Annotated in this window: 22 protein-coding genes; 1 reads left to right on the top strand and 21 read right to left on the bottom strand. The window is 32.1% G+C overall.

Going from position 1 to position 26,601, the window contains the following annotated elements; genetic code table 11:
• Position 1 precedes the first annotated feature (1 nt).
• From IL45_RS13245 to IL45_RS13155, 19 genes are all read right to left on the bottom strand, one after another.
• Positions 2 to 967 carry an MraY family glycosyltransferase gene (locus IL45_RS13245; RefSeq protein WP_036585386.1) on the bottom strand — a complete coding sequence of 322 codons (966 nt, stop codon included), beginning with the start codon at positions 965 to 967 and terminating at the stop codon, positions 2 to 4.
• Between the two features lie 21 nt (positions 968 to 988).
• On the bottom strand, positions 989 to 1,750 hold the full coding sequence (locus IL45_RS13240) for a glycosyltransferase family 2 protein (RefSeq protein ID WP_036584772.1): 762 nt from the start codon (positions 1,748 to 1,750) through the stop codon (positions 989 to 991).
• Positions 1,734 to 2,891 (bottom strand): hypothetical protein, encoded by a 1,158-nt coding sequence (locus tag IL45_RS13235; protein ID WP_036584770.1) that lies wholly within the window; start codon positions 2,889 to 2,891, stop codon positions 1,734 to 1,736. Before IL45_RS13235 ends, IL45_RS13240 begins: the two co-directional genes overlap by 17 nt.
• A 165-nt stretch (positions 2,892 to 3,056) precedes the next feature.
• Positions 3,057 to 4,880, bottom strand: coding sequence for an HAD-IIIC family phosphatase (locus tag IL45_RS13230; protein ID WP_051788734.1), 1,824 nt, complete (start codon positions 4,878 to 4,880; stop codon positions 3,057 to 3,059).
• A 54-nt stretch (positions 4,881 to 4,934) separates the two neighbouring features.
• The gene (locus IL45_RS13225) at positions 4,935 to 6,155 is read right to left on the bottom strand and encodes a lipopolysaccharide biosynthesis protein (RefSeq protein WP_036584768.1); all 1,221 of its coding nucleotides are present in this window, start codon (positions 6,153 to 6,155) and stop codon (positions 4,935 to 4,937) included.
• A 58-nt stretch (positions 6,156 to 6,213) separates the two neighbouring features.
• Entirely contained in the window at positions 6,214 to 7,581 is a 1,368-nt protein-coding gene (locus IL45_RS13220) for a hypothetical protein (protein ID WP_036584766.1), read from the bottom strand.
• Positions 7,578 to 8,867, bottom strand: coding sequence for a BNR-4 repeat-containing protein (locus IL45_RS13215; RefSeq protein WP_036584764.1), 1,290 nt, complete (start codon positions 8,865 to 8,867; stop codon positions 7,578 to 7,580). The genes IL45_RS13220 and IL45_RS13215 overlap by 4 nt, the downstream gene beginning before the upstream one ends.
• Before the next feature lie 94 nt (positions 8,868 to 8,961).
• Positions 8,962 to 9,723, bottom strand: coding sequence for an oxidoreductase (locus IL45_RS13210; RefSeq protein WP_036584762.1), 762 nt, complete (start codon positions 9,721 to 9,723; stop codon positions 8,962 to 8,964).
• Complete coding sequence (locus tag IL45_RS13205; RefSeq protein WP_036584760.1) at positions 9,714 to 10,616, bottom strand: Gfo/Idh/MocA family protein; 903 nt, start codon at positions 10,614 to 10,616, stop codon at positions 9,714 to 9,716. Before IL45_RS13205 ends, IL45_RS13210 begins: the two co-directional genes overlap by 10 nt.
• Positions 10,616 to 11,338, bottom strand: coding sequence for an acylneuraminate cytidylyltransferase family protein (locus IL45_RS13200; RefSeq protein WP_036584758.1), 723 nt, complete (start codon positions 11,336 to 11,338; stop codon positions 10,616 to 10,618). The genes IL45_RS13205 and IL45_RS13200 overlap by 1 nt, the downstream gene beginning before the upstream one ends.
• A gap of 31 nt (positions 11,339 to 11,369) precedes the next feature.
• Positions 11,370 to 12,413 (bottom strand): nucleotidyltransferase family protein, encoded by a 1,044-nt coding sequence (locus IL45_RS13195; RefSeq protein WP_036584756.1) that lies wholly within the window; start codon positions 12,411 to 12,413, stop codon positions 11,370 to 11,372.
• Between the two features lie 6 nt (positions 12,414 to 12,419).
• A complete protein-coding gene (gene neuC, locus IL45_RS13190) occupies positions 12,420 to 13,574 on the bottom strand; it encodes a UDP-N-acetylglucosamine 2-epimerase (protein WP_051788733.1) in 1,155 nt (384 codons plus the stop codon).
• Positions 13,574 to 14,581: an N-acetylneuraminate synthase gene (neuB, locus tag IL45_RS13185; RefSeq protein WP_036584753.1), complete on the bottom strand. Its 1,008-nt coding sequence runs from the start codon at positions 14,579 to 14,581 to the stop codon at positions 13,574 to 13,576. The genes neuC and neuB overlap by 1 nt, the downstream gene beginning before the upstream one ends.
• Positions 14,578 to 15,210: an acetyltransferase gene (locus IL45_RS13180; RefSeq protein ID WP_170062961.1), complete on the bottom strand. Its 633-nt coding sequence runs from the start codon at positions 15,208 to 15,210 to the stop codon at positions 14,578 to 14,580. The genes neuB and IL45_RS13180 overlap by 4 nt, the downstream gene beginning before the upstream one ends.
• Positions 15,197 to 16,345, bottom strand: a complete 1,149-nt coding sequence (locus tag IL45_RS13175; RefSeq protein WP_036584749.1) for a LegC family aminotransferase — start codon at positions 16,343 to 16,345, stop codon at positions 15,197 to 15,199. The genes IL45_RS13180 and IL45_RS13175 overlap by 14 nt, the downstream gene beginning before the upstream one ends.
• A gap of 4 nt (positions 16,346 to 16,349) precedes the next feature.
• Complete coding sequence (locus IL45_RS13170; protein ID WP_036584747.1) at positions 16,350 to 17,537, bottom strand: UDP-N-acetylglucosamine 4,6-dehydratase; 1,188 nt, start codon at positions 17,535 to 17,537, stop codon at positions 16,350 to 16,352.
• A 45-nt stretch (positions 17,538 to 17,582) separates the two neighbouring features.
• On the bottom strand, positions 17,583 to 18,983 hold the full coding sequence (locus tag IL45_RS13165) for a UDP-glucose 6-dehydrogenase (protein ID WP_036584745.1): 1,401 nt from the start codon (positions 18,981 to 18,983) through the stop codon (positions 17,583 to 17,585).
• Positions 18,984 to 20,261, bottom strand: coding sequence for a nucleotide sugar dehydrogenase (locus IL45_RS13160; protein WP_036584743.1), 1,278 nt, complete (start codon positions 20,259 to 20,261; stop codon positions 18,984 to 18,986).
• Positions 20,262 to 20,314: 53 nt separating this feature from the next.
• Positions 20,315 to 21,289 carry an SDR family oxidoreductase gene (locus IL45_RS13155; RefSeq protein WP_036584741.1) on the bottom strand — a complete coding sequence of 325 codons (975 nt, stop codon included), beginning with the start codon at positions 21,287 to 21,289 and terminating at the stop codon, positions 20,315 to 20,317.
• 248 nt (positions 21,290 to 21,537) lie between these two features.
• Between IL45_RS13155 and IL45_RS13150 the strand changes: the two genes are divergently transcribed.
• Positions 21,538 to 22,824: an OmpA family protein gene (locus IL45_RS13150; protein WP_036584739.1), complete on the top strand. Its 1,287-nt coding sequence runs from the start codon at positions 21,538 to 21,540 to the stop codon at positions 22,822 to 22,824.
• A gap of 404 nt (positions 22,825 to 23,228) precedes the next feature.
• Here the strand turns inward: IL45_RS13150 and IL45_RS13145 are convergent, their stop codons facing one another.
• Complete coding sequence (locus IL45_RS13145; RefSeq protein WP_036584738.1) at positions 23,229 to 25,265, bottom strand: protein-disulfide reductase DsbD family protein; 2,037 nt, start codon at positions 25,263 to 25,265, stop codon at positions 23,229 to 23,231.
• Positions 25,262 to 26,593 (bottom strand): tRNA lysidine(34) synthetase TilS, encoded by a 1,332-nt coding sequence (gene tilS, locus IL45_RS13140; protein ID WP_036584735.1) that lies wholly within the window; start codon positions 26,591 to 26,593, stop codon positions 25,262 to 25,264. Before tilS ends, IL45_RS13145 begins: the two co-directional genes overlap by 4 nt.
• Positions 26,594 to 26,601: the final 8 nt, after the last annotated feature.

The following is a 26,601-nucleotide window of genomic DNA, read 5'->3' as shown; positions in this document are numbered from 1 at the left end:
TTTATCCCTCTTTTTGAATTGACCGCATTAACATTTTATTTAATGTCAAATAAATCCCTGCAAATATGATTAAAGTGATTATCGTTATTACCCATTGTACAGAGAGGTCATAAGAAAAAGTAGTGATAACAACACTGGAAACGATTAATTGTAAAACTAAATATATAACTGAAATCTTTATATGTCCAATTTTTTTTACATCTGTTAATTGTTGATAGATATGATGCCTATGTGGTTCTGACAACTTTTCTTTTAAATAGAAACGTTTTAAAATAGTCATTAGACTATCTGTACCATAGACAATAAATAGCAAGAGAACATACGGAGAGTCGGTAGCAATTAATAGTTGATAAGCCGCAAAAACTAAAATAAAGGCAAGTGTTACACTTCCTATATCACCGGCAAAAAAAATTGCTTTCTTTCTGAAATTGAAATAACCAAAAATAATTATGGAAATAAGCGTATACAACAATAGATCTTTTTCTATATAATCAATGATATAAAAATCTACATAAATTAAACTACACAAGACTCCTATAGAATAAATACCGGTAATCCCATTAATACCATCCATAAAGTTATATGCATTGACAAAGGCAATTGCTGCAATTAACAAAAACAATAGAAATAGTAAATTATAATCATCAATTGATTGATACATTAATAACAAACAAGCTATAACTTGAGCAGAGAACCTAAGTAATGCTGACAATGAAATTAAATCATCTATAAAACTGACAACTGCTAGAATGGTTAATCCAGCAAAAAAAAAGGGATATTGAAGCCCTGTGGTTAAGAAGAAAAACAATGCTCCTATAAAAAAAATAATTCCTCCACCTCTAATGGTAACCTTAGTATGACTGCTTCTATGATTAGGCTTATCAACAATGTTAAATCTTTTTGCTATAGGAATATATAGTAAAGAAGATATTATTAATAATAATGAGACTATTAAATAATTATACATATGCATGGAGTATATCGACCTTTAGAAATAATATTTTTTTAAACCATTAATTCCCCAATGAAATGAATAGTACAAGGATTTGAAAAAAGATAATTTTTCTACTTCCATGAGAAACTTGAGGTGTTTAATAATAAGTTTGAACTTATTATTTGTAGCAGATCCGGATACCTGACGGTACATAGCAAGTTCTTCATCTAGTGGTATAGAATGATGACCATCTTTTAAAATACTTAACCATAAAGCATAGTCCTGTTTACGTCTTAGATCTGGCATAAAGTATTTACCTATCCTTTCTTGATCATACATAGCTGTCAAACAGCTAATTTCAGTCTTTTTAAGTAACATAGAATAAGTAACAGGCACATCGCTAACATGATAAGTTTCTCTTATTACTTCTCCTTGCTCGTTTGTAAAACCGTATGAGGTATGAGAGAAAACTGCATTATGTTCTACCATAAAATCGACGTGCTTCTTCAACTTATCTGGTGACCAAAAATCGTCACTATCTAAAAAAGCGATGTATTTCCCTTGAGCTTCTTGAATTGCCTTATTACGAGCTGGTCCTGAGCCTTGATTTTTATCAAAGAAAAAGATTTTTATGCGATCATCTTTTTTTGCTAGCCTCTCCATAATCTCTCTAGAATTGTCTTTAGATTGATCATCTACAAGAATCCATTCCCATTCTTGTAGTGTTTGCGCTAGAACACAACCAGCCGTTTCTTCAAGAAATCGAGAAGCATTATAAACTGGAGTTATGATTGAAACTTTAAATTCTTTGTTCATTACGTGTAAAGAAATATAAAATAATTAAATTTAAAAATATAAAAGAGAATCTCAATATGTTTGCAACCGAAAGGTCTGAATTAAAAGTTAAGAACATAAAAATAAATATATTCCAAGTAACGAATCCATAAATTCGGTCATTCAAAATATTATCGCATGTTTTTATTAATTCTAATAAAAAAATATTAAAAATCAAAAAAGACAGAAACATTGGCAAGTAACCATATTCAACAAGAATCGATGATACAAAATGGGAAGGATGACTACCTGTACCAAGCGGTGCTTGGTATATTTTTGAAAATACTTGTTGTTTTATACTATAAGTAGAATTTACATCAAAACTATTGTCAAGATGCATTTGTATACGGGCGATAAATCCAACTGGTTGTGTTACAAAAAACCTTCTGAATGGAGATTCTATTGCTAATCCTAAATTATCAGTGTCTGAGAAATCAACACCTTTAGAGAAAAGATAATAAGTAATCAGTACGAATGATCCTAATCCTATTTTCCAAAAATTAAAAATTTTCTTTGAAAAAAAGAATATAAAGAAAATAAAGAAATAGGTCAATATACCTCTATTACCTCCGCTACCAATTGCAAAAACCGTTAGAATAAAAAATATAAGCTTGTAAAATCTATTTTTTTCTTTAGTGTAAAAGAAAAAAAATATAGTTGGAAATAGTATTATAAAAAGAGAACTAAAAGTTATATAAAAAGGAATACTTCCGGAGGTATCTAGTCTTTCTACCAACTCTCCTTCCTCAGCGCTAAAGATGTTTACTACAGTTAATTTATTAAAAAAAAAGATTAAATAAAATAACATTAAACAAGTGCCAAGAACAAAATAGATTCTAATATTAAAACTCTTGAAAAGAGCCTTACTTTTAAGATGTGTAAAAAAATTAAAAAACCAATATCTGTTTGAGTTTAACCGTGTTTTCATCCAAATTATCGTAACCAATGAAAATATAATACCTATTGTACAAAATATATCTAATGCTTGAGCTGTAAATGCATGACTGTAAACAGAAAAACCTAAAAAATAATATAAAGCTGGTGTATAAAAAGAAAGAGTAAAAAAAAGATTATAAAATAATAATAATTTCGAACCCTTGTTCTTAAAAATCAATGACCACATCCAGATCAGACATAGACTTAAGGTGCAAAAGATTATAAAATTTGTATTTTGTATTAACATTTTTTCAATCTAGAAAGGTAATCAAATATTACCGCAAAAAAAGCAACAATGAGAATTAAATCGTGTATTAATAGAAACTTCAATTTCCGGATAATATACAAATTGTTAAACCCCTACTTTTTTAATTTTTCTATATATAATTCTCAAAACTTTATTAGAAATAACTTTGCTTTTAAGAACCGATAAATAATCAATATTTTCATTCACATTTATATCTAGAATTGAATTTAGTAGCTGCAATAAATCACCAGATAAGTTTTGGTAAGCCTCTCTTTTATAATGCCTAATATTATTTGATAATTGATCCGAACTAGTCACAATATTCCTAACATCTAACAGATAAGTATTTTTCGTGTTCTCAATAAATTCATCCAAGGCGGCATTCATAATTTTATGCCGACTTAGCGCATTTTTCTCTATATTATTAGGTGGCTCAACTTCAGCTCCATTGACAAATATTAGCTTGGTATGGTCATCGACAAATTCTCGAATTTTCAATAGGTTACTTTTAAACTCTAAAGGTGAAATTGGACCGTAAAATTCAAATTCTCTTCTAAAATCCAATAACTGCTTTTTCGTTATAGGAATATTCATCTTTTGATAAGTTTGTATTATCTCATTATCATTCTCTTCATCAGTCCAGCGTCTATAATATCCTCCAAATGGTAACTTAGAACCAGTTTTCTTATGAATATATAAGTCATTTGTATAATCCATCAGAACACTATAAACGACGGCACTGTATTTCCGACTAAAAAAATCTGAGTCATAAAACTGACTATCAACAAACGGTATAAAATCACTAGATTGGAAATACAATTTATTTTCTTCTGAGAGTAATTTTGAATCGAGCAAAACTTGTGAATGCTCTTGATGTATCGGAAAATTGTTTGCAGAGACATAATTTGTCTCCTCTACAAAACGAAACCCTTTATTCTTTAAATAAAAAGTCATCTGTCCCAAATCACATCCACCTTTAAAGAAAATCAATTCACTATCTTTTTTATTTTCGATATTTGGCTTTGAATGTTTTTCTACCTCAGAAATCCAATCAGGATGAGAGTTATCTAAAGTAACTGCAACCTCTGGTACAATATTGATTTTAGGAAATCCTAGAGATGCGTAAAGAAATTGATCTACACCAAGATTAAGAATTCTACATGAAAAAGTAAAGTGCCTCAGTTCGTTCTTCTGAAGATTCAAGGACACTATTCCAGCAACTCCATAATCTCCAAATTTATCTGAAACCTTTATCAACATAGTGTGAAAATTATCGTCTTCAATTAAATTTAAAATTTCTTCTTTAGATGAACGAATCTTTGTGAAATTCAGTTGATTTGTTCTTTCTAACAACTCATGAATCCTATCAACATAACTAAATAAATCATTACCAGATATTTTTTCAATAACAATCTTTGAATCCGCTAAAAAATTCAAATTATCATCATAAGATAAACTAGATTCAAATTTTTTCTCTAGTACTTTATATTGACTTAGTCTCGAATGAATCCTATCGTCTTTTCCTTTAAAAGCATTATGGCTAAGAATAGAACTTATACCAGAAGGCTCCATTACATGCAAAGTTTTGCTATAGTATTTTGCTTCTTCTAAATTTCCATGATTGTCATCAATAAAAAGAACATTTGGCGCCCTTAATTGACTCCTATTTATAATATCAACTATTGCTGGCCCTTTAGGTTTCCATCCAATTACTGGAAAAACAAAATAATCCCAAACACCCAACTCAATTAACTTTTCTTTTGCCTGCTCAAAATCATTCTTGGACACAATACTATTCATTATTCCACGATCACATAATTCCTTAATTAAAGAAATATTACTCTCGATAGGTTGGATTCCTTCTTCCGAAAGAGTTCCATTCCAAAAAGTCTCGTCTAAATCCCAAATAACCAATTTAATCTTCTCCATAATAGTCTTTAAAATTCTCTAATTCATACATATTCCCTTGAAGGGTTTGAAATGTTATTTAATCTTTTGAATTTTATAACTTTTCAAGTAATAAACGTAAACTAATGCAAACATAAGAAAGAATGCTATTGTAGTACTTATAGAAGCTCCTAATATTCCAATTCTTGGAACTAATAATATACAAAAAACAATATTACAAACTGCGGCACTAACAGTTATGATAGCTAGACTACTTGTTCTTTTATAGTAGAATAAGTAATTTACTAAAACTTTATACATCCCATTGAATGCATAGCCTAGTAAAACCCAGAATACAATTTGATAGTCCACTTCAAATTTCCCATCAATAAACCATTCATAAATCAATGGCACCATAAGGAAAATACTTAGCGCCAATACAATCATTAATAAAAAATAAAAGTAATTAAATTTAGAAAGCTGCTTTATTTTAGCCAAGTCTCCACCTTTTAGAATTGAAAACACATAAGGTGTCCAGGCTTGATTAAAACTATTATTAACAAAAGACATTATCATACCAACCTGATATGCCACTGCATACAGTCCTACATCCTCAGCGCTCATAAATTCAAGAATTATAAAGCGGTCAGAAAAGCTAATAATATAACCTGCAAGACTATGAAAAATAAGTGGAGTACTGTATTTAAAAGCTATTCTTAAATAATCTTTTTTAATAACAAGTCTAACATTATATGCATGGAATAAGTAGAGTAAAATTAATAATGCAATTAGTAGTCCTACACCGACCGCAGGATAGATTCTTCCTTCCCAACCTAATTTTAAAACAACTACACAATAAATAGATAAAGATAAATCTAAGCCTGTTTTTACAATTCTTACAAACCCATAGTTCAAAGGGCGTTCTGTCGCCCTAAAAATTCCTAGTATTATTTCTATTATCTGACTAGAGAAAGCAAATAACAAGGCTAATAATAGTACACTATTTGGTATTTCTTCATTAATTATATCAACATCTGTAGAATAAATAAATGATGCTACTGCTAGTATAATTATAGTACCACAAATTAACAAAGTTGTAGTTACAGTTGATAAAAATTTATTAAAATCTATATTGTCATCATAGTAAAATCTAAGAACACACGACACTATATTTAACCCTATAATAGGAATGAATATAAATGATAAATTATTGAATATATCCACTATACCATACTCGGCCTCACTTAAATTACTAGTAAGAATAGGTAATAGCAAAAATGGAATCGCACTATTTATAAAATTTACAAGAGTATACATTCCCAGACTCTGGAAGAGTTTACCCTTAATCAAATTAATTAACTTTAATATCATACTATTAATTACTAGTCAAGTGATTATTCAAGTTAGTTAAGTAATTAGAAAGATACTCTTCCTTCATAAGATCACTTAATTCTTCTGGTTTATGGTTTTTAAATTGATCTGTCATTTGTAAAGTAAAATCATCTGGAGAATTGATCATATAAACACCTTTAAAGCTTAAATAATTCTCAAAATGTTTCTCACTTAAACCGTCAATATTCATAAACACATTTACTTTTCCCATAGCAAGAGATTCTAGTGCTGTAGTAGAAAATGCCGTAATATGTGCTGTAGTGGCGTTAATAACCTGATAAATAGGGAATTTGTTTACTACTTTAATATTTGGTTGAGTAAAAAGTGTTTCATAGCTGGTTGTCTTAGTCCTAGGGACATAAATAAAATCGCAATCTTGTCTCAACATGGCTAGTTGATTGATAAAGGGAATGGATTTCTCCTCTATCAAGTCCTGTCCAGAGATGATAAAACTAGGTCTGTCAGCATTTATTACCATTGATAATTCTTCAGGAGATTGAACCTCTCCTTTTCTAAATAAATCAAACAAATAAAAACCAGTAGGTAGAACACATTCTTTATCTATAAAGTTAACATCTGCATTGTTATAGAGTTCGCTTTCGCGAAAGCCAAAAGTCAACAATTTATCAGGTAACAAATGATTGTTTACGGAAACGCTATAGTTATAAGACCTATGACTTTCTGCAATCATTCCATGCTGCAATTCAATAACTTGCACATTTTGATCTTTACAAGCCTTTATATACCCGCAATAATCATAATAACATTCTACAAAAACATATTCTGGTTTATGTATTCTAAGTAACCACTTAAAGGTATAGTATCTTGCTAAAAATTTATAAAATCTAAAATCGATATTTACATTCACTTTATATTCATTAAGAATATCAACAAGAATTGATTTACCTTGAAACTTAGGTTGAATCAATTTAAACCATAATATCAAAAGAGCTTGTAAGGGTAGTATAAGTGTTTCATTAATGAAATTAGTTCCTCTTTCTACATCATCATGGGCAACATTAATATTGCTCTCTATAAAAACAGCTTTCCCATTAAAATGGTCATAAACACCTTGTGAGATACGAGCAAAAGATTGCCCATTTATTGTAATCCTACGATTACTATTAGATAGTATAAAGGCTTCGGTTTTTTTTATTTTTATTATCGATTTTACACTGATTAAAAACTTACTAAAAACACGTTTTAACAGTCCTAAATTTTTACTAGGAGCAACAGAACTATACGTATTAATACTATTATATAGATAGGGTTTGAATAGTGGCCATAAGTGCGCCTTATTCCATGATACTCCAAGAACGTTATGATGTGCCTCTATTTTATCTTTAATCACTTGACTTTATTTATGATAACATTAGTATCATTAGATTCTCTAGCTCCTTGAGTTACCATATACCATATATCACCTTTATACTCATTTGATAATTGCGGTAACCAGCTAGGATTAACAACCATATTATTATCATTCCATTTTACATTTAAAGAAGTTAAATCTAATTCGCCTATGATAATCTTAGATTTTAAAGGCAAATTTGCTGGTGGACGTCCATTTACATAAACATCTTTAGGAATCGCATTCACAGCAAATATTGTTCTTGTTCCTTGCGACGCAGCCACAGGAGCTCTTAAATAGTAATCGTCGTTCAATATCTCTATTTCTTCCCAAAATTTGTACGGAAACGATGAAGATGCAAGATGCAAGGTAGTCTCGATTCCATAATGTTTACTAAAAAAGAGATAAATCTTACCATCCTTATAAAAATGCTGCCCTGCACTGTAGTTGCAATCCACTTTAGAAGGATCATTATTACCGCTTATAATCGAGATATCTTTTAAACTTATGGGCTCTATACTAAAGTCACCATTTTCCTTAGACCACGAGTGTCCAAGATCTTTTGAAAATGTATGTGATACAAAATGAGTACTGGAATTTACTTTATTATTTGCAAAGGTTTTAATCTTCTTCGGAACGTATTCAAAGTAATGAAAGGTAAGATGTAATTCATTTTTATGATTTACAGACAGGTATTTACCAAATCTAGCATATCCATTTGAAACAAACATTGAGCTTTTTCCATAGGCTTTTTTCCATTTCAAATAATCAGAAGTAATTATATCCTTTCCTTTGTCCCATGATTTACTTAGACTAGATTTTTTAAATAATCTGACAGACCAAGAACCTCCTATAATATCATTACGAGCCGCTAGGAACAAATCATCATTTTTATTAATCACTAAACTAGGATACGTTAAGTTACCTGAAATCTCAAGAGGTGTAGACCATGAGTTAACATCATATGCTGATTGAGATTTTTTATAATATAAAGGTGAATTATGCGATCCATAAACAATATGAAGATAACCTTGAGAATCTATAACTAGCGCGCCACCTCCGTGATCATCTTTTGCAACACCCAAAGTAGATGTTTGATCCCATGTCTTGGAAGACTTATTATACCTTCTGACAATTACAAGCTCATCTCCTATTCTATGTTGAAGGTATGTCACAAATAAGTAATCCTTTGTATTAACCATTTTATCACTATCGTGATAAGCAGTGGCTCTAGAAGAGCCTTTAAGCGGAGATTGTATATCGACTGTCCCGCAAGAAGGACTCATAAACAACATAATTGTTAAAACAAAAATTCTACAGATTCTATCATATATTCTAATAAAATAATTTTCAAAACAAATAAATAAGTAATTGAAAAACCTAAAGAGTAAATCCATCATCAATTATTACATTCTGACCATTAATATACTCTGATAATTCAGATAATAAAAACAATAAAGTTCCTGATATATCCTTTGCATCCAGCATCCCTTTATTTAAACAGAACTGTTTATATGAAGTTAAAAATTCAGTAGGTTGCCCATCAACTAAACCACCTAAAGAAATAGAATTGACTCTAATATTTTTACCTTTAAAATATTTTGCCATGTATTTTGTTAAGTGAATAAGACCAGATTTTATCGCTGCATATTCTACGGGCATAGTCATGGCCGTATTATCATACACCTCAAATCTTGGTGCTACTACTCCGTATATTGAAGAAATATTCACAATATTACCATTACCTTGCTTATAAAAATATTTTGAAAATAATTGTGATGATAAAAAGTAGCCACCTAAATTCATACCTAAATTATCGCAGAAATCTGAATAATCTACATCAAAGAAATGTTTACCATAATTTTTATTTCTGGGATATGCACTATTAACTAAAGCATCTATTCTACCATGTCTTGAATGTAATTTATTAATCAATTCTTGAATAGAGTTTTTAGAAGTTATGTTTATCTCCTCCACAAATAACCTATCACTAGCTATTTTATTTTTCACTTCTATCGCATGTTCAATGTCATACTCTGCCATTATTGCTATACCACCGTTTTCAACGATCTTCTGACAAAAGTCAGCCCCTAATAAACCAGCTCCTCCAGTAATAACAATTATTTTATTATTTAAAAGCATAGGTCTAAAACTTTATATCCTTCTTGGATTGTATTAAAAGTATTTTTTTTTGATAACGCATTTTTAATAAAGAAATTCATTTGATCTACATACATATCCATTATTTCTTGATCTTCCGAATATATAACTTCATTATTAAATAGAATTTTGTTTTCAAGTAAATTCAATAAATAAGTCCCATTACTTGTTATAACTTCAAAGGTTCTTTTAGCATCTCTTCTATAATAGTTCAAAACGATATTGACATTAAAACTATCATAATTAAATAGATAATTAGCGTAATCATATGCCGTGATATTTAGAGAAGAATTATTACTAAAAAAACACTTTTTACTAATAGGCAATCCAAAAATCCAATAAATATAATCCAACTCATGTATTAAATCTATATGTACACCACCACCTTGTTCTTTATTAGCACTGTATACATTCTTGAGATCAACTCCAGGTCTCCAATCAGGCAAATATGAGCCACAATAACTATTTACTTCTTCAATACGACAGTCATTAAGTAATTCTCTTATTTTATTTATCCCTTTATGAAATCGCAAATTACAAGCAACATATGTTGAATTATTATCATCTATTAACTGAACCAATTTTTTCTCTTCAATTCCCTTTGTGCTAAACAAAGGTTTTTCTATAAACAAAGGTATTTTGTAATGATATAAATCTTTAAGTGTCTTAAAATGAATATTTGTAGGATTAGAAATAATAATAAATTGAAGTGATAATTCTAGAATATCGGTCAAAGAATAGATGTTCTTTATCCCATCTTTTTCTTCAGATTCAGATCTTTTTAACGCATATATTTCAACTGAAGAATCAATTGTTCTCAAAGCAGTAATGTGCTTTTTAGCTATAGAACCTAACCCTATTATTAATACTCGCATTAATCTAGTTTAAAATCTAATTTATCATTAGACAACAAGTATTCCATGTAATCAAAATCCTTAGGGTGATCTAAATCAAAACAAATATGATTCATTTGAAATATTAAACTCCGGTCAGTTATAGCTGATTTACATTTATTGTCGAAAAATGATTTTGAATAAATATAAAATGATGCGTTCATATCATAAACTTGAGGGGCTGACTGTCTAGTGGAGTAATTAGCTTGCTTAGACAACCCATAGTATCCATCTTGATTTTTCTCCACCATGTTAAAATAAGGATTTCTTTCAGCCACATTAACTGAAAAAATGTTATGAGCATTTGAATCTTTTAATAATGACAATGCTTTTTCCAAATCTTCAAGAGTTCTTAAAGGCGATGTTACATCTAAATCTATTACATAATCATATAATTTATTTTGAGTTCGCTCAGCATAATTTTTGACATCTACGATGACATCAATTTTGCCAGCATTATCCGTTGCCAGAAAATCTGGCCTTGAATAACTTAAGTCAATATTATCTAGACCAAAGCTAACAACTTTATTCTTTATCCTATCAGAATCTGTTGACAAAATTATATCTGCCTTATGTTTGTTAGCAAAATTGTGTGCTATTTTTAAAGAGTAATGAATTAAGGGTCTACCTACCATCAATTTTATATTTTTATCAGGAATTCCCTTAGAACCACCTCTTGCGCACAAAGTAATTAATATATTCATATTTAGTCTCTAAGTTATTTAAATTTATAATTTACTTAAAATGCTTTATAAATTCTTGAGCTTGTTTATAATCTGACGGTTTACCTATATCTATCCAAAATCCTAAAATAGGATCATATACTAGTTTTCCTCCATCTTGGACAAGTTTCTCCATCACATCAGTAATATCACAATACTTATTTTTAGTCATTTGATCAATTAATGATTTTTTTAAGATATATATACCGGCATTAGATTGATAAATGTATGAAGGCTTTTCTTTGAAAGCTTTTACCCTATTACCATCAGTTTCAAAAACAGCGTAAGGCACATCAACCTTATACTCTGTTGAGGCAACTACCATGTCCGCATTTTCTTTAAGTAAAAGTAAATACATCTCTTCAAAATTAACGCTGGTAAACAAATCACTATTCATTAACAGTACATAGTCTGTATTAAATTTATCAACCAGTTTTAAAGCTCCTGCAGTTCCCAGAGGTTCCTCTTCCCAGATATATTCAATTTGTATTCCCTTTGAAGAGCCATCGCCAAAATAAGCCTCCAACTGTTCTCCTAAATACTTTACTGATATGTAAATTTTTTGAATCCCATAGCTTATCAAGCGATCTATGTTATGCTCAATTATAGGCTTATCACCTAGTGGTAACATGGGTTTAGGAATACTATCTGTTAATGGGCTTAATCTTTTTCCTCTTCCACCAGCCATAATCATACACTCAAGTGGTAAAGTAGACTTAGTGATTTCTAGATCTAAAATTCTAGATAAAGTTTTATCACTATTAAGAACTGGTAATATTTTAATATTTTGTTCTCTATAAACAGAAAGATCTATAAAATCTCCATTTTCAATATGGTGCACAAAATTCTTAAAACATACTTCTTCTACAGACTTATTAAGATCTTGATCGAGAGCTAGTGATCTTCTTATATCTCCATCTGTAACTGAGCCTATAATTTTAGCATTCTCATTTTTAACAAATAGAATGAGTCTACTCACTTTCCTTACTTGATTTAGCTTGTTAAGCGCGTCTAATATGGTCGCTTTTGACTCTATTGTGATTTGATTCAAATCCATAAATTATTATTTTGGAAGGTCGTAAAATGGTTTCTTTAATGATGCCTTTGTAAAATTCTTTAAAATTTTTATGATTTGTTGAGTAGCGGTGCCATTACCATATATGAGTGATTGTTTTTGTATCGCTTTCGCGAAAGCGGAATCTAAACCTAAATTTAAAGCTTTTTGAATATCCTCATATTTATTTGAACACTGTATCACACTTTGTGACATTAATCGACCAGTCTGACGATCGCCTATGTTAATGGTAGGTATATTGAAATAAGGTACTTCGAGAATACCGCTTGAACTATTTCCTAAAACAAGGTCTACATACTGAAGCATACTGAAATACCTTACTTGACCTAAAGATATAACACTTAATGATTTATCTCTATTTAAAACGGTATACTCTTCTATCATATTATTGATAACCTTACCGTTTTTATCTGAATTTGCATGTGTGAAAATTAAATAAGTATCTTCAAGTTCGTCGAGTGCTTTTAAAATCGCTGTGAATTGCTCCTCAGCACTTGATGATTCTAAGGTAACGGGATGAAACGTTATTAATACATTTCTTTTTCTAAATTTAAAATTTAAATTAACTTCTAGCTCTTCTTTACTTAATAAAGGTAAATTTTTAATAGAATCTATACCTATAGCACCTACATTAAACACACGACTAGGATGCTCTCCTAGCTGTATAACTCTATTACGATAAACACTTGCAGCAGTAAAATGCAGATAGCTCATTTTAGTAATGCTGTGCCTTATACTTTCATCATATGCTCCTATGGTAGTTTCTCCTCCATGTATATGAATAATAGGTATTGTTGCAACAGTAGCAGCAATCGCAGCACCTAGCATTTCTGTTCTATCACCTAAAATGATTAAAAAGTCTGGCTTTTCCTTATCAATAACTGTTGCAAATCCATCTATAGCTCGTGAGATGGTTTTACTTATAGCAATGCTATCATCATTTTCTTCAAGACAAGGAATTCTATAATGAATTTCAAATCCTGCTTTTATAATTTCATCGATTGTATAACCGAATCGTTCTGATAAATGCATAGCGGTAGCCCAAACAGATAATTTAAAGAAACTATCATCTTTTAATTCTTGCATTAAAGGCCTAAGCAAACCAAAATCTGCTCTTGTTCCTGTAGCTACAGCTATTTTCATTATAGTACTATTAATTCATCTACATTAAAGTTCTGTTGTGCTGCAGTCCCTAGTACTTCATCCCATTTCATAGGATTTATTCCTGTACCAGGTCTTTTAACGCCAATATTATGTATGGTAAGTTCTTCACCTTTTTTAATTGACGTTAATGCTACAATACTTTTTCTAGCAACTGGCTTATTTTTCAACTCTGATGGTGAAGGCTCTTTTATGCCAGAACCACTTATTGCAAGTTCTATATTTCTTATGGATTGAACCATATTTTTAAGCTCATCAGGCTCTAAAGATGCTCGATGATCTGGACCAGGTAATGTCCTATCTAAAGTAAAGTGCTTTTCAATAACAGTTGCACCAAGAGCTGTAGCCGCCACTGGCACCTCAATTCCCAAAGTATGATCGGAATAACCTATATCAATTCCTAACTTTCTTTTGATATCTAACATAGCAAGTAAATTTACATCCTTCATAGGTGTAGGGTACTCTGTATTACAATGTAAAACAGTAATATTGTCTTTTAAAACACCACATTCAAGAATAACGTTTACAGCTGCTTCTACTTCTTCCATAGAAGCCATTCCTGTGCTCACAATAATTTTCTTAAAATTTTGAGCCATAGCTCTTAAATAAGGCAAGTTGGTTAGCTCACCAGAAGGAACTTTAGCTAGTTCAATCCCTATTTCTTTAAGAAAAAGAAGACTCTCAATATCAAATCCTGTAGATAAGAACTTTACGTTCTTTTTTTTACAATGAACAATTAAATCTAAGTGCATTTGCCTAGTTAACTCAAGCTTCTTAAGCATATCAAACTGACTGCTATTATCGTTGGTATTCTCGACCTGATAATCTGCTTTTTTAGAGTTTTGAGTAACTAATTTATTTGCTTTGAAGGTTTGGAACTTGACATAATCTACTTTTGCTGCCGCTGCTGCATCAATGAGTTCTTTTGCCTTTTCTATATCGCCATTGTGGTTCACACCAGCCTCAGCTATAATAATTATTTTTTTCATAACATTCTTAAAGGGTTTCCAACCCATTTGCTATTATCTGGTATATCCTTTGTAACAACTGATCCCGCTCCAATTATTACGTTATTCCCTATTGTAACACCTGGTGTAATCACGGCATTAGCACCTACTAAGGTGTTTTTTCCAATTATCACATTGCCAGTTAACACTGAATTAGGAGCGATATGACTAAATTCTCCTATCACACACTCGTGTTCTATTGTGGCTCCACTATTTATTATAGATCCTTTTTTTATTAAAGCGCGGCTATTAATTATAGCGCCAGGAGCTACATATACACTAGATTCTATGATGGCCCTATTAGATACTATCGCTTGTGGATCTATTATATTTGTTTGTGCAAGTTTATTTTCTTCAATAAATTGAACTAGTTTTATCCTTATATAATTATCTCCAATAGAAGGAAATACGTAGCTTGAATCGTCAATAAAATTAAGATCTACGAGTTTTTCATTTCCTTTATACTCAAGATCATAAAAATTATCAAAAGAATTGCACGGTTCAAAATCAAAATAACCTAGCACTTTAACATTGAGTTTTGCTAAAGAATCTAGAATAACATAAGCATGTCCAGAATAACCAAGTATATAAATGCTTTTATTTAACAACACTGCTAGGAATATTAACAACACGATGTGATAACCAAGTCGCATTATCTAGATTGGTTTTTTGACAATTCTTAAACATTACCATGTTAGTCATCAATTCCCAAATAGGTCTACACATAACACCAGCTTCATTAAGCTCGGTTAGAAAGAGTTGTTGTTGTTCTTGATTTTTTAAAATGACAGCATTCAACCAATAATTACAGTTTTCACTTTCTCGTTCCTCAAAAACATCTATATCTAAAGATGTAAAAAAGTTATTGTATTCGAGAGCAAGTTGTCTTTTTCGTTTGAGAATATATTCTAATTTCTCCATTTGTGCGAGTCCTAAAGCCGCATTAATATTAGGCATTCTATAATTATAACCTACCTGATCATGTTCATAACGCCATTTATGCGGAATTTTAGCTTGCGTACTTAGGTGTTTTAATTTATCTGCAAGATTTTCGTCATCTGTGATAATAGCACCACCACCACCGGTAGTAATCGTTTTATTACCATTAAAACTGAAAGTTCCCAACAACCCAAAGGTTCCCAAATGTTTACCTTTATAACTACTACCCATAGCCTCTGCAGCATCTTCAATCAAAGTGATATTATATTCATCACAAATTTCTTTAATTTCTTCTATGCGAGCCGCGTGGCCAAAAGTATGCATAGGTAAACACGCACTAATTTTACGTCCTGATAGCTTATTTATACAAACTCCATCTTTAATTTCAGTATTCTGCTCCAAAAAAACCCTCAATGACTTTGGAGACATACCCATTGTATCCTTATCGACATCTACAAAAACAGGAACCGCATGAGCATAGGAAATTGCATTGACCGTAGCAATAAATGTTAAAGGCTGTGTTATAACCTCCTCATTTTCTTTTACACCACTTGCGATCATAGCTAGGTGTATTGCATTAGTTCCATTTACACAAACCACACATCTCTTAGCTCCTGTAAACTCAGCAATAGATTTCTCAAAATCATTTACAAACTGACCAACACTTGAAACAAAAGTTGAATCAATACACTCAGAAACATATTTTTTTTCATTTCCAGAAAAATGAGGGATATGTAGTGGTATAAACTCTTTAGGTTCATGAAACAATTCTCTTATTTTCTCAATGACATTATTAAAATTGTTCATTTTATTACATTTTACTATCTAGAAACTTACCTTTTTCTTCATGATTAAAGTTTGGTAAAGTCTGTTTGAATAAATCTACAATTTCAAATTTCTCCCATTCTCTATTGCTCTTCATTTCATTGATCTTCTCTTCAAAATGAGATATTTTATCATCATTTTGAATGTACTCATTTTTTATAACACCCAGATTTTCAAAACGGTCAAGGTCTATAGTCTCATTATTTGTATAAAACTCTTCAAATGCTTTTTCTCCAGTAGTGTCTGAAACCGTAAAGTAACATGGCCATTTTCCTTTTTGAGGGAGCGTGTTCATTAAATCCCTAGCTTCTTGTTCTGTTGAACACATATGGGGCTCGTAACCTTTTTGCTTTAAATAATTTTCTGCTATATCTGCAAAAGATATTAAATCTAAACCATGATCAAGATTTGGAAAGAAAATATCACGATTTTCTCCTAACAAGCAGGACATCAGACATAACTCTCCTGCTTCTTGAGGTACAACGAAATATCGCGTTACATCTGTAGGTGCTACAATTGGTTGCAGTTTTTCTATTCTTTTATTAAATCCGTGCAATAAGGATCCGTCAGAAAATGCAACATTCGCAAATCTTGCTGTGGAAATGTTCATTTGTTGACTAGACTTCATAATGAACATCTCCATGATACGTTTAGAGGCACCCATCATATTTACAGGGTTAGCGGCTTTATCGGTTGATACGCAAAAGTATTTTTTAACACCTTTTTGAACTGATTGTTGAATCGATTTGTATGTATTAAATATATTCACATCAATCATACGCATGAGCGTGAAAGGATCTTTTTCACTCCTTACGTGCTTTAATGCACTCAAATTTAACACGTAATCATATTTGCCATCAGAATTTATGAAAGCATCATATTCCAAACTCCCGATATCTAAAGCAAAAGTCTGAAAATCACCATCGATATAACCATAAGAACTTCTAATATCTCTTACGAGCTCTACTAGATTATTCTCACTAATATCAACTACATGTAGTTTTTGCGGATCTCTTTTAAATATTTCTTTTACAACAGCTTGACCTATAGAGCCTGCTCCACCGAGAACAAGAAATGAGCTAGATCTAACTCTCTGAGATAAAACGTTTTCATTACGCTTGATATCTTTTTCGAAAAGAAGATAATCACGCCCTATTAAATTAAGAATATTCATTTGTTTAAAGTTTCATTTGATAGCACAATGCAATTATAACGTTATTTATTGGCCTTTACCAATAGTAAAAGTTTGAAATCCAATATCAACAAGTTGATTGTGATTTAGTAACATTCTACCATCAAATAAGAAAGCAGGTTTAAGCATAGCTGCATAAATCTGTTTCCAGTCATAACTCTTAAATTCATCCCACTCTGTTAACACTACCGCTGCATGGGAATCTGCAAAAGCTAACATAGGATTTTCAACTACAGTTACTAACTCTCTATTTTCTTTATTAGTTCTAGTATTCAGATACTCAAGGTCTGAAAAGATTCGTTCAGCACTTACTTTAGGATCATATATTATTATCTCTGCCTGCTCACTCAAAAGATAATCGACTACATAAATAGCAGCAGACTCTCTTGTATCGTTTGTATCCTTCTTAAATGCCCAACCAAGAATCACGATTTTTTTACCAGAAACCGTATTGAATAAGGTCTCTACTATTTTCTTAGCAAAACGTCTTTTTTGATGATCGTTCATGATAATTACTTGTTCCCAGTAATCTGCTACTTCATGAAGACCATAGGATTGTGCTATATAGACTAAATTTAGAATATCTTTTTGGAAACAAGAACCACCAAAGCCTACAGAAGCTTTTAAGAATTTAGAACCAATCCTGCTATCAGCTCCAATTGCTCGAGCAACCTCATCAACATCTGCTTCAGTAACCTCACATAATTCAGAAATTGCATTGATACTACTCACTCTTTGCGCTAAAAAGGCATTTGCAGTTAGCTTAGATAACTCAGAAGACCAAACATTAGTAGTAAGTATACGATCTTTTGGCACCCAATTAGCATACACATCAACTAATGCTTGTTGTGCTAACCTTCCGCTTTCAGTCTCTTCACCACCGATTAAAACCCTATCAGGATTTAACAAATCAGATACGGCAGTCCCTTCAGCAAGAAATTCAGGATTAGATAAAATTTCATAATTCACTCCATTTCCTGTATTATCTAAGATCCTTTTTAAAGCCTCAGCTGTACGTACCGGTAGGGTAGATTTCTCCACAATAATTTTATCAGTGGTAGCCACCGCAGCAATCTGTCGTGCACATAACTCGATATACTTCAAATCTGCAGCCATACCTTTACCAACTCCGTAGGTCTTAGTAGGTGTATTAACAGATATAAAAATCATATCTGCGGCTTGTATAGCTTTATCTACGTCGGTAGAAAAAAACAAGTTTCTCCCTCTAGTTTCAGCTACTAGTTCAGATAACCCAGGTTCATATATAGGAATGTTATCGACATTTATATCGTTCCAAGCAGCAATTCTTTCAGAATTGATATCAACTACATTAACTTCTATATGTGGGCATTTTGCAGCAATCATGGTCATTGTAGGTCCACCTACATACCCTGCTCCGATACAGCAAATATTCTTTATCACTTTCATTTACAATCTTTTATCAGCTTTATCTCCAAGAACTCCTTTCACATCATAGATTGCTACCTTATCTGCTGAAATAGATTTTAAATCTAATTCTAAAAATTCTTTATGAGAAACAGCTAGTACAACAGAATCAAATTTTTGATCACCTAGCTCTCTTAGATTACGCACACCATACTCATGTTCTACTTCATCAGGATTTGCTAATGGATCAAATATGGTCACATTGATACCAAATTCCTTTAAATTTGACACCACATCAATAACTTTAGTATTTCTAACATCAGGACAGTTTTCTTTAAAGGTAATCCCTAACATAAGTAAGTTTGAGTTTTTAACAGTTATGTCCTTTGACAACATCAACTTAACTACCTCTCCAGCCACATAACTTCCCATCCCATCGTTCATTCGTCTACCAGCCAGTATAATTTCTGGGTGATATCCTACTTCTTGAGCCTTTTGTGCTAAATAATAAGGATCAACTCCTATACAATGTCCTCCTACCAAGCCAGGGGAAAAAGGAAGAAAATTCCATTTTGTGCTTGCCGCAGCGAGTACATCGCTTGTATTAATTTCTAGTCTATTGAAAATTTTTGCAAGTTCATTTACAAAAGCAATATTAATATCGCGCTGTGAATTTTCGATCACCTTTGCTGCCTCAGCAACTTTTATGGTAGGCGCTAAATGAGTTCCAGCAGTAATCACATCATTATAAAGTTGATCTACAACTTTACCTATTTCAAGAGTACTACCTGAGGTCACTTTAAGAATTTTTTCAACCGTATGCTTTTTATCTCCTGGATTGATACGTTCAGGTGAATAGCCTACATAAAAATCCTTATTAAAAGTAAGCCCACTAATCTTTTCTAAAACAGGAACACATTCTTCTTCAGTAGCGCCGGGATACACAGTGGACTCATAGACCACTATATCTCCTTTTTTTAATACCCTACCGACTGTCTCACTAGCTTTATATAAAGGAGTCAGAATAGGGCGATTATTTTTATCAACTGGTGTAGGTACCGTTACTATGTAAACATTAGAGTCTGCTATATCTTCACTTTCAGTAGTGCAATATAAACCAGCATCATCATTTTGAGAGGTCTTCAATACGGCAGTTAACACGTCATTCTCCACCTCTAAAGTGCTATCTACACCAGTGTTTAATTCTTCTACTCGTGATTTATTTATATCAAAACCAACTACATTATATTTAGTAGCAAATAGTCGTGCAAGCGGCAAACCTACATAACCTAAACCTATTATTGTTATTTTCTTATTCATATTTGATGAAGATTGTCAGTGTTATTAAGCTTTCGCGAAAGCGTTATTATTTCTTATAAATTAGACCAATACCAATCTACAGCTTCATCAAGACCAGCTTTGAGATCAAACTGCGGATTATAAGTTAGGAGGCGTTTTGCTTTATCAATTGAAGCTAAAGAATGAGGTACATCACCTGCTCTAAGCGGTCCGTAAATCGTATCTACATTTAAAATTTCAGGATCATATTTAGACAATGATTGTTTTAATAAATCTAATAAAAGATTTAAATCCGTACGATCACCATAAGCTACATTAAAAACGGTATTTACAGCTTCAGGATGGTCTGTAAGCATCGCTTTTTCATTAGCCTGAATGACGTTATCTATATAGGTAAAATCTCTTGAATAAGTTCCATCACCATTAATAGTCGGCGATTGTTTGTTCATTAATTGTTTTGTAAACAACGGTATAACAGCAGCATAAGCTCCATTAGGGTCTTGTTTACGACCAAACACATTGAAATAACGTAAACCTATTGTATTTAAGCCATAAGTTTTATAAAAAACATCAGCATACAATTCATTCACATATTTAGTTATCGCGTAAGGAGACAATGGTTTCCCAATATGCTCTTCAACTTTAGGTAATGCTTTGGAATCACCATAAGTAGAAGAACTCGCTGCATAGACCATCTTTTTCACGCCTGCATCTTTACATGCTATCAACATGTTTAAAAAACCTCCTACATTAACATCATTCGAGGTAATAGGGTCTTTTATAGAACGAGGAACACTACCTAATGCCGCTTGATGAAGTACATAGTCACAACCAATTACTGCTGAGCTACAAGTTTCAACATCTCTAATATCACCTTCCACGAAATGAAAGTTATCCTTTTCTTGTAAGTGAGAGATATTACTTAAATGACCCGTAGATAAGTTATCCAATCCGATGACGTCATACCCAGAACCAACAAAATATTCACTTAAATTACTGCCTATAAAACCGGCTGCACCAGTGATTAATATCTTAGTGTTTTTTGTCAATTAGTTTATCTTAAATAGTTACAAAATTATTGAGATGATAATACCCAAATAAAATGCAAATGTAGTAATATTTACTTGTTCGATTTTCTTCTAAGAGTGAACTATAGTTTAACAAAATTAAATAATCTAATCAAACGAAATAAAATTATATATACGATTTTCAAATGAATAGGTTAAAAAAACTAAAAATTACTAGTTGTCAAGTACAATATTTTTATATTTGCAAGTTGAAAGCAAGAATAAATCTTATGAAAAAAATTATTACATTATCATTTGCTTTGTGTGGCCTTATAGGTTTTGCACAAACTGATACGGAAGAAGTAAAATCTGATTACAACAAATGGTCTATCGATGTGGGCGCTGGTGTAACTAAACCTGTACGTCCAGTTAGTTCTGGTGCATACACCAACACACCATCACTATTTCAAGCGGACCTTGGTGTTAGATATATGGTCAACGACAAATTTGGTTTTAATGCTGATTTTGGATACAACAATTTTTCTAGTGACAAAGATAGTCGCGATTTCGACTCTAGATACTACAGAGTAACCCTAGAAGGAGTAGTAAATGCAGGTCACATAGTAGGTTTACATAAACTACATGACAGACTAGGTCTTCTTTTACATGGTGGTATGGGTGTTTCTAATCTAAAAGGAACTGATCCAGTTGAAACTGGTGACGACTGGATGTTGAATTTCCAAGCTGGAATTACGCCACAAATCAGATTAAGTAATAGTGTAGCTTTATTTGGAGATTTATCTGTTTTAGGTCACGTAAGACAAGATATAACTTTTGATGGTTTAGGTAGAGCAAGCACAAGAGGATTTGATGGTATGTTAGTTAATGCTTCTGTAGGTTTAAATATCTATTTAGGTAATGGTGATATTCACTCTGACTGGTACACTTATGATGTAGAAGAGAAAATTGACAATCTTACTGCTGATGTTGAAAAAATGGCAACAGATTATGCTGATGATGACAAAGATGGTGTGCCAAATTATATAGACAGAGACAACACAACTGAAAGTGGTGTACGTGTAGATAATAAAGGTAGAGCTATTGACTTAAACAACAATAGTATTCCGGATGATATGGAAAGCGCTCTTGATGGTCGTTATGCTTCTAAAGCTGACTTAGCTAACATGAAGCCTGGTGCTAATGGTGCTAACGGAATGTCTGACAAAGGTATCATCAAGAAATTGATTAACGAAGGGTATGTTAACGTATACTTTCAGTTCAATAGTACTAAGCCTGCTCTTTATTCTTTAGGTGCTATCAATACTCTAGTAACTTACATGAAGGATAACCCAAGTGCTACTGCAACTTTAACAGGTTATGCTGATGAATTAGGAAGCCCAGCTTACAATAAAAACTTATCTGAGCGTCGTGCTAAGATGGTACACGATGTACTTGTAGCTTCTGGCGTTGATGCTTCTAGATTATCTCACAACGGTAATGGTGAAGATGCTTCTGTTGACAAGAATTCTTCTGAAGCAAGACAACTAGTAAGAAGAGTTACTTTCAGAGTTAACTAATTACTATCTTTTTTTTGCATATTGAAAAGGGTCGCAATTTGCGACCCTTTTTTTATGCTTAAATTTTTATGCGTTAAAATTATAATCATCAGTAGATCTCAATACTGAAAAGAGAACCTAATCGTTCCTTAACGATTTTAAATAATAAAATTGATCATTCTAAACTTAGACTCCATTTAATCTACTTATACACTCTACGATACTCAACATAATATCCTAATTATAATGAAGCTCTAAAACATAAAACCGATAAGCTTACCTTATTCTTATTAATAAATAACTCTCTAAAGATTTGAATGGCTAATGGCTAATGGCTAATGGCTAATGGCTAATGGCTAATTCAAAACATAAAAAAAGCGACTTACAGCCGCTTTTTTTTATAAATTATAGATAAGTAAATCTATCTATTTATATTTCTTAACTCCTTCTTTTAACCATTGTTCATATACGTCCACATCTGGAGTATACCCAATCTGTTCTACTCCTTTAAGGTCGTTACCATTCTCATCTACAAGTGCATAGTAAGGCTGTGCATTTACTTGATATTTACTAATCTGTAAATCACTCCATTTATTACCTACACTGCGTATACGCTTTTGTGTCACTTCAGAGGTATATTGATCTTCTTTAGGCAGTGCTTTCTTCTCATCCACATATAATGACACCAAAACAATATCTCTTTTAAGAATGCTTAATATTTGAGGTTCTGCCCATACTCTTTCCTCCATTTTTCGACAATTAACACATGCCCATCCTGTAAAGTCAATTAATACTGGCTTTTTTACTTTTTTAGCATAAGCTAATCCTTCTTCATAATCATCAAACGCCACAATATCATGTACTGCAAAATGTGCATGTTCTGGCAATTCTACTGCTGCAGTAGCTCCACTGGCTTTTTTATAACCTACCCCATAAGGTGACTCACTATATGTCGATGGTGGCGGGAAACCACTAATTAACTTCAATGGAGCACCCCATATACCTGGCAATAGATATAATGAAAACACTAAAGAACATAAACCTAGCAACATACGACCTACAGAAATATTTTGATCTGGTCCATCGTGAGGCAATTTAATTTTACCAAATAAATAAAGTGCTAGTGCACCAAATACAGCTACCCAAATAGCGATAAAAATTTCTCTTTCAATCCAGTGCCATTGCATCACTAAGTCTGCATTAGAAAGAAATTTAAATGCAAAAGCTAATTCTAAAAATCCTAAAAACACTTTTACCGTATTCAACCATCCACCTGACTTAGGCAGCGAATTCATCCAACTAGGGAAAATAGCAAATAACGCAAACGGTATTCCCAGACCAAAACCAAATCCAGCCATTCCAGCCGTTAATGCAGTCGCTCCACCATCAGTAGATAGCACACTACCTAGTACTGCTCCTATTACTGGTCCAGTACATGAAAAAGAAACTAGAACTAAAGTAAGCGCCATAAAAAAGACACCGATGAGTCCACCAACATTAGATGCTTTATCTACTTTATTAATTAATGAATTAGGCATGGTGATTTCAAAAGCACCAAAAAAGCTTATCGCAAATATGATGAACACCACAAAGAAGAAGATGTTCAACCATGGATTAGTACTGAACTCATTGAAAATATCTGGCGATACCGATTCAAATAAGTGGAACGGGAGACTGAATAATACGTAAATTAATAAGATAAAAACTCCATAAAGAATACCTTGTAATTTACCACCAGCTTGTTTTGTAAAGAATGATACCGTCATAGGGATCATAGGAAAAACACATGGCGTCGCAAGTGTCAATATACCAGCTATAAGACATCCCAAGAAAATGGTCCATAGACTCTTATTATCTTCTTCGTCACCTTCATCACTATCTAAATCTTTCTTCTCGTGCTTATCTCCTTTTTTTTTTATAGAACCCGCTTCTGGACCAGTTGCCTTTATCGGCTCTTCACCTGCATCATAGAAAGCATTGATAATATCATCTGGAACCACATCTACGTTTTCATCGAGTTTAAAGATTAAAGACTCTGGTGATGGTGGCAGGCATTGTGTATCATCACATACCATAAAATAGGCCTCAACAGCAATATATTTTATGTCAGGATTGTTTAAAACAATTTTTTGCTCAAATCTGGCAAAATTAGCAAATTGATACACATCCATTCCCCAAATTTCCACATACTCAGCATAAGTTCCTGTTTCTTTATTGATTCCGACAAGTTCAAAATCTTCTGTACCAAAAAAATTAAACTCTGTAGCCACAGGACCTTCATCTTTCTCACCTTTAGCCTGAGAATAGACATGCCAACCTGGCTCTATATTAGCTTCTGTGATTAAAATGTATTCTGTATCAGAAATCTTTTCAACGCTGGTAGTCCAGTCAGTAGGGTCTTCAACTTGGGCTGTAAGTTGAAGACTGATGAGTGCTGTTAAAGCTATAAAGAGCTTTCTCATATTTTATAAGTTATTTTTAATAATCGGTTAGTTAAAGAAGTTACTTTACCATGTCTACTAGAACGTATTCCTACAATCCATAGTATTTCATCTTCCCATGTCAATACTACTATTTTTTCTTTAGCTATGAAAGAAACTTTGCTATCAGTTAATACATCACTTACTAATTTACTTCCCTTCATGCCCAATGGTTTAATGCGATCTCCAATTATCCAACTACGTAATTTTAGTGGGTAATCTACTAGCGCCGCATCTAAGAACAGAACATTTTTATCATGATTTTCTTTCACATAACTTAAACCATCTACCACATTTACCTCTTCTATATCGATGGTTGAATCATAAAAACGATACTGAACAGATTTATCATCAATAGTTAATTCTATCGGTCTTAATAATCTTAGCTCTTCAATAACAACTCGTTCCCTATCCTTAAATATGACAAATTGATCTGATTCAATTCTTTTACCGGACTGCCCATTAATTATATTCATAACATCTTTCATGTTATAAAACCCATATGCCTTTACAATTTCATATAAATAAGCCTGAGGATTACTGAATGTTTTAAGTTGACTAACATTAATGTTGATGCCAGTAGGTGTCGTATTAATTACGCTTTCGCGAAAGCGTGACACTGCATCATCTACTAAGTCCTGAGAGCCTTTTAAATATACTAGGGTTTGCGCAAAATGCGACTTCAAAGAAGGTAAAGCATCATGCAATAAAGGTAAAATATTGTTACGTAAGTGATTACGCTGATATTTATTACTACTGTTGCTAGAGTCTTCTCGCCATGAAATCTGAGAATCAATGGCATAATTCTTAATCTGTTCTCTAGAGAAAGGTAATAACGGTCTTATAACGCGTCCATTAGATTGTGGAATGCCTTGCAAGCCATTCAAACCTGCGCCACGATTAAGATTGATAAAAAAGGTTTCAATCTGATCATCTAAGTGATGAGCGGTAAGTAAATAATCATAGTTTTGATTATCACATAAATCATCAAAATAATTATATCGCAATTCTCTAGCAGCCATTTGAGTAGAAACACTACGTTTACGAGCATAGTCTAGTGTATCAAATTGAGCAACATGACAATCAATTTTCAAACCGTCTGCTAGTTGTTTTACAAATTGTTCATCTTGATCGCTTTCTGTGCTTCTAAGATGAAAATTGCAATGCGCAAGAGCTATATCATAACCAAGAATAGATAGTAAATGTGTCAGTACCACACTGTCTAATCCACCACTAATGGCTATTAATAATCGCTTTTCTTTAAGGTTATAAAAATGGTCGTGTAGATGTTCTTGAAACGCTGTGAGCATATCACAAA

Source organism: Nonlabens ulvanivorans, assembly GCF_000732625.1.
GTDB lineage: Bacteria > Bacteroidota > Bacteroidia > Flavobacteriales > Flavobacteriaceae > Nonlabens > Nonlabens ulvanivorans.
This window is presented reverse-complemented; position numbering and strand designations above follow the sequence as displayed.

Bases quoted from the DNA above. Each gene is read 5' to 3' on its own strand.
- IL45_RS13245 (WP_036585386.1), bottom strand. From the start codon at position 967: ATGTATAATTATTTAATAGTCTCATTATTATTAATAATATCTTCTTTA.
- IL45_RS13240 (WP_036584772.1), bottom strand. From the start codon at position 1,750: ATGAACAAAGAATTTAAAGTTTCAATCATAACTCCAGTTTATAATGCT.
- IL45_RS13235 (WP_036584770.1), bottom strand. From the start codon at position 2,891: ATGTGGTCATTGATTTTTAAGAACAAGGGTTCGAAATTATTATTATTT.
- IL45_RS13230 (WP_051788734.1), bottom strand. From the start codon at position 4,880: ATGGAGAAGATTAAATTGGTTATTTGGGATTTAGACGAGACTTTTTGG.
- IL45_RS13225 (WP_036584768.1), bottom strand. From the start codon at position 6,155: ATGTATACTCTTGTAAATTTTATAAATAGTGCGATTCCATTTTTGCTA.
- IL45_RS13215 (WP_036584764.1), bottom strand. From the start codon at position 8,867: ATGAGTCCTTCTTGCGGGACAGTCGATATACAATCTCCGCTTAAAGGC.
- IL45_RS13210 (WP_036584762.1), bottom strand. From the start codon at position 9,723: ATGCTTTTAAATAATAAAATAATTGTTATTACTGGAGGAGCTGGTTTA.
- IL45_RS13205 (WP_036584760.1), bottom strand. From the start codon at position 10,616: ATGCGAGTATTAATAATAGGGTTAGGTTCTATAGCTAAAAAGCACATT.
- IL45_RS13200 (WP_036584758.1), bottom strand. From the start codon at position 11,338: ATGAATATATTAATTACTTTGTGCGCAAGAGGTGGTTCTAAGGGAATT.
- IL45_RS13195 (WP_036584756.1), bottom strand. From the start codon at position 12,413: ATGGATTTGAATCAAATCACAATAGAGTCAAAAGCGACCATATTAGAC.
- neuC (WP_051788733.1), bottom strand. From the start codon at position 13,574: ATGAAAATAGCTGTAGCTACAGGAACAAGAGCAGATTTTGGTTTGCTT.
- neuB (WP_036584753.1), bottom strand. From the start codon at position 14,581: ATGAAAAAAATAATTATTATAGCTGAGGCTGGTGTGAACCACAATGGC.
- IL45_RS13175 (WP_036584749.1), bottom strand. From the start codon at position 16,345: ATGAACAATTTTAATAATGTCATTGAGAAAATAAGAGAATTGTTTCAT.
- IL45_RS13170 (WP_036584747.1), bottom strand. From the start codon at position 17,537: ATGAATATTCTTAATTTAATAGGGCGTGATTATCTTCTTTTCGAAAAA.
- IL45_RS13165 (WP_036584745.1), bottom strand. From the start codon at position 18,983: ATGAAAGTGATAAAGAATATTTGCTGTATCGGAGCAGGGTATGTAGGT.
- IL45_RS13160 (WP_036584743.1), bottom strand. From the start codon at position 20,261: ATGAATAAGAAAATAACAATAATAGGTTTAGGTTATGTAGGTTTGCCG.
- IL45_RS13150 (WP_036584739.1), top strand. From the start codon at position 21,538: ATGAAAAAAATTATTACATTATCATTTGCTTTGTGTGGCCTTATAGGT.
- IL45_RS13145 (WP_036584738.1), bottom strand. From the start codon at position 25,265: ATGAGAAAGCTCTTTATAGCTTTAACAGCACTCATCAGTCTTCAACTT.
- tilS (WP_036584735.1), bottom strand. From the start codon at position 26,593: ATGCTCACAGCGTTTCAAGAACATCTACACGACCATTTTTATAACCTT.